Raw genomic sequence first — 3,368 nt, 5'->3', positions numbered from 1 at the left:
CCGCCCATTTTCGCGCGGTCGCCACCGGTACCGATCTGCCGGTGATGATTTACAACAACCCGCCGATCTACAAGAACGACGTCACGCCTGAGGTGCTGATCGCGTTGCAGGATTGCGAAAACATCGTGTGTTTCAAGGACTCGTCGGGCGATACGCGGCGTTTCATCGATCTGCGCAATGCGGTCGGCGACCGCTTCGTGCTGTTCGCGGGACTCGACGACGTGGTCGTGGAAAGTATCGCGGTCGGTGCCGAGGGTTGGGTGTCGGGTATGTCCAACGCCTTTCCGAAGGAAGGGGAAACGCTGTTCCGCCTCGCGAAGCAGAAGCGCTTTGACGAAGCGCTGGCGCTTTATAGCTGGTTCATGCCGCTGCTGCATCTCGATGCGCGTCCCGACCTCGTGCAATGCATCAAGCTGTGCGAGGAGCTGCTCGGGCGCGGCAGTGCGGTTACGCGGCCGCCGCGTCTCGCGCTGCAAGGCGAAACCCTGGACCAGGTCAAGCGCATCGTTGAAAAAGCGCTCGCAATGCGGCCAGCGCTGCCGGACGTCGGCCTTTAAGCACTACGCCACTGTGTTTGTCGGTGGCCGCTCGGAAAGGAGCATTTGTCATTGGCGATTTCGTGACGTGTGGGGTGACTTCGGTGATTTTCAGAAACGCCCCAACGAATGAACAAACGCGAGCAGACCCCACACAAGGCCGCGCAGCGTGGGCTGAAACGCCCGTGGCACGGGCCTGAGCCGCGACTGACGCGAGCGCGGCGATGCGAGTATTGAATGCGAGCATTTACTCGTAACATCTCCGTACGGAACGCAGAGTACCGAGTAAAAAAATCCTATTTCCAGCCGGACATTGATTCACTCAGCCATTAGCGATACCCTGAAATCGTTCATGGTCGTCCAATGCTGGTCAACCCGGAGACAACCGATTCGTGAAGCGAGCATGGGCTTTCTCCTGCATCCTCGTCTTGAGCGCGATCCTCGGAGGATGCGGCAAGGGCGGATCGCAAAACGCTAATCAGGAATCCGGCGCATCCGCGAGTCAGGCGCCGGATCAGCTTGGGCAAGCCGCGAGCGGCACATCCGCCGCATCGGGTGCGCAGGCGGGAAGCGCGCCGGTCGCCGTCACCAAGGCGCAGTTGCCGGGGGAAGCAGCCGAAACGCTGCGTCTGATCAAAGCGGGCGGTCCTTTCCCTTTTGGCGAGGACGGTGTCCTGTTCCGCAACAGCTCGGCGTTGCTGCCGCAGCATCCGCGCGGCTACTACCACGCATATACAGTTCGCACGCCTGGCTCGGCGGATCGTGGGCAGCGCCGCATCGTATGTGGTGGACCGCGTAAGCAGACCGGCGACTGCTACTACACCGACGACTACTACGTCAGTTTCAAACGCATCGCGGAGTAACGTGAGCCAATTCAATAATCGCAGTTCTGACATGTGCGGCTAACGCACGCCTTCATCATCGCCTGACGTTGCTGCTGGAGTTCGCGGTTTCGTCTGTCCCTCCCTGGAAAGGTCGCATTGACCTGGTCGTTGCATGCTTTTACCGCCGACCGATCGCTTGCACTAAGCTGATCAAGAGGCTAGGTTCCGAGAGCGAGTGTTCTTTCTTACTGCCGACAATGTCTCAACGAAATTTGAAGGCGATGTGTCGGACGACATCAGGCTAGTTGAAAACCAAGTATTGGCGCTATGGGATTTGTACCGATGTCTTTGATGCCCGGTACGTACGGCACCGAACAGTTAGCGGATCGGCTAGCTGGCGGCGAGACTCATCCCTCGAAGCGCAGCGACGGGCGGCCTGTGCACAACGGCCGCTTGCTGCGGTTGATCGAAAGGCGCCCCGGGGTCGCTTACCGCCCTTACCGCCCTTATCGCCCTTACCGCCTTTATCCCGACAGAACCGCCTTGTGTGCCGCCGGTCGCTGCTTGCGCACGCATTGATGTTCGAGAGCCGATCTCGTTCGAGCGGACCGTCAGGCCGGATAGTAGCGGCTGCCTACATGGGCGGAGCGCTTTGCTCCGATCTCCTGAGCGCGCTTCACGAATGCCAGGAAATGCGGTGTCACCCGATGGTCCTTATAGGCAGCCTCATCTCTGTAAGTCTCGATCAACATGACTGTATTGGGTTCGTGGTTAGGAAGCAGCACATCGAAACCTATGCAGCCCGGCTCTTCCTTCCGCGATGCCCGGCTGTTTTCCTTGCTGATTTTGAGGAAGTCTGCCATTCGCGCGGACGGCACCTGGAACGTAACGACATTGACAATGGCATGCCCCGATCCTTTCTCGGCAGCAGCCTCTGCCGTCACGGGGATCAAACCGGACAGCAGAGATAGACTCGCCACCAACGCCAGCGAGCGCGCCAGCACTGTGCGCCGTGTTGACGGCTGCGTTGTGCCCGCGCTATTGCCAGAGACCACATGCTCGGGCACATCGTCGTGATACCTCATGATCCAGCCATCCTTTCTCAGTGCGAGTAGCGTTGCTTGTTACGAAGACCGTCCCATGCGCCACCGTGGAGACAGATGTTCACGAAGCGGTCATGTATCAGGATAACCGCGCCGAGACAGTAAATCGATGGCGTAACGATGAACAGATATTGATTCTGTCCGATCGCCAAAAAGCGGTGGAAGCGCGCTTCTATAAGGACACCTGAGCCGTCAACAGGTCTTCGAGCCGAACCGGAAGATTACGCACGCGCACGCCCGTCGCGTGATAGACGGCATTCGCGATCGCTGGTGCAATGCCCGCGATCCCTATTTCACCGACACCGCGGGCGCCGAGTGAATTCAAGGCGAGATCGGGATAGTCGAGGAACGTGACGTCGATCTTCGGTGCATCGGCATGCGTGGTCATGACGTAGTCGGCGAGGCTGCGATTGATCGGGGCACCGGAACGGCTGTCGTAGTTGGTCTCCTCGAATAGCGCCATACCGACACCCATCACCACGGCTCCTTCGATCTGATTACGGGCCGTACGGGCGTTAATGATCTTGCCGCCATCAATCACGCTCACCACGCGGCTGACTCGCAAGCGCGCTGTTTCCGGCTGCCACGTGACCTCGATAAAGTGCGCGCAATACGAGTGAATCGACACTTTGTCCGCATCGGCATCCGCCCCGCTCGCACCGGAACGACCTCTGCCCATCAAGATGCTGACCTGCGCGGGCGCCAGGATTCGTTCGAATGGCACGCCCGCTCCGGGCGATGTCCCTTTGCGATAAACCATGCCTTGTTCGAAACCCAGCACGTCCACTGACTGTCCCTTGAATGGCGAGTTGTCCGCTCCGGCGGCCGTCGCAAGAAGCTGCTGGACGGCAGCCTGGGTGGCCTGCGTCACGGCGGGAACCAGTGACGCGGTCACCATCGAGCCA

4 protein-coding genes are annotated in these 3,368 nt (G+C 59.6%); 2 read left to right on the top strand and 2 right to left on the bottom strand.

Annotated elements, in window-relative coordinates; all coding sequences use genetic code 11:
• Positions 1 to 557 (top strand): dihydrodipicolinate synthase family protein (locus tag QOC89_RS22750; protein WP_323047078.1); only part of this gene is annotated, 557 nt, incomplete at its 5' end.
• A gap of 371 nt (positions 558 to 928) precedes the next feature.
• Complete coding sequence (locus QOC89_RS22745) at positions 929 to 1,399, top strand: ribonuclease (RefSeq protein WP_323047077.1); 471 nt, start codon at positions 929 to 931, stop codon at positions 1,397 to 1,399.
• A 572-nt stretch (positions 1,400 to 1,971) separates the two neighbouring features.
• On the opposite strand, the gene QOC89_RS22740 is transcribed toward QOC89_RS22745, so the two are convergent.
• Together QOC89_RS22740 and QOC89_RS22735 are read right to left on the bottom strand one after the other, a co-directional pair.
• Positions 1,972 to 2,445 (bottom strand): putative quinol monooxygenase, encoded by a 474-nt coding sequence (locus QOC89_RS22740; protein ID WP_323047076.1) that lies wholly within the window; start codon positions 2,443 to 2,445, stop codon positions 1,972 to 1,974.
• 190 nt (positions 2,446 to 2,635) lie between these two features.
• On the bottom strand, positions 2,636 to 3,368 hold a 733-nt coding region (locus QOC89_RS22735), incomplete at its 5' end, for a xanthine dehydrogenase family protein molybdopterin-binding subunit (protein WP_323047075.1).

It is taken from the genome of Paraburkholderia sp., assembly GCF_034668105.1.
Classification (GTDB): domain Bacteria; phylum Pseudomonadota; class Gammaproteobacteria; order Burkholderiales; family Burkholderiaceae; genus Paraburkholderia.
Note: the sequence above shows the minus strand (reverse complement) of the source record. Positions and strands in the feature narration are given on the sequence as shown.

Excerpts from the sequence above, each read along its gene's own strand:
- QOC89_RS22740 (WP_323047076.1), bottom strand. The coding sequence starts at position 2,445 with ATGAGGTATCACGACGATGTGCCCGAGCATGTGGTCTCTGGCAATAGC.